Origin of the sequence: Mesorhizobium sp. M00.F.Ca.ET.216.01.1.1 (assembly GCF_004010325.2) — a bacterium.
In the GTDB taxonomy this organism is placed as follows: domain Bacteria; phylum Pseudomonadota; class Alphaproteobacteria; order Rhizobiales; family Rhizobiaceae; genus Mesorhizobium.
The window spans coordinates 1-396 of the sequence record NZ_SADR02000179.1; the positions used below are offsets into that span (position 1 = coordinate 1).

The 396-nt window shown below is 68.2% G+C and carries 1 protein-coding gene; it reads right to left on the reverse strand.

Going from position 1 to position 396, the window contains the following annotated elements; all coding sequences use genetic code 11:
• On the reverse strand, positions 1 to 389 hold a 389-nt coding region (locus tag EN859_RS35620; protein WP_145972006.1), incomplete at its 3' end, for a helix-turn-helix domain-containing protein.
• Positions 390 to 396 lie beyond the last annotated feature (7 nt).

Below are 396 nucleotides of genomic sequence, written 5' to 3' on the forward strand. Positions count from 1 at the left end.
GAGACGCTCAGGATACGGCGCCCGGGAATGCGGGCGACATAGACGACATCATCGCCCGACAGGATCGCCGCCGAGCAAGCTTCGTTCAGCTGCGCCGCCACCGCGCGCATGATCGGCGCGGCGAAGCTCCACAGCGAGCCGCCGCCGAGCCAGGTGCGGGCGATGGTCAGCAGGCGTGGCGACAGGGAGAACACACGGCCGGATTGAGTCGCGTAGCCGGTGGCGACCAAGGTCAGCAGGAAGCGGCGCGCGCCGGCGCGAGTCAGGCCGGCTGTCTCGGCAATTTCGGTCAGGGTCATGCCCGCGGGATGCCGGGCCAGGATTTCCATGACGGCAAGTCCGCGCCCGAGCGAGCCAACGTGATCACGGCAAACGGTCTCTTCGTCCATCTCATCC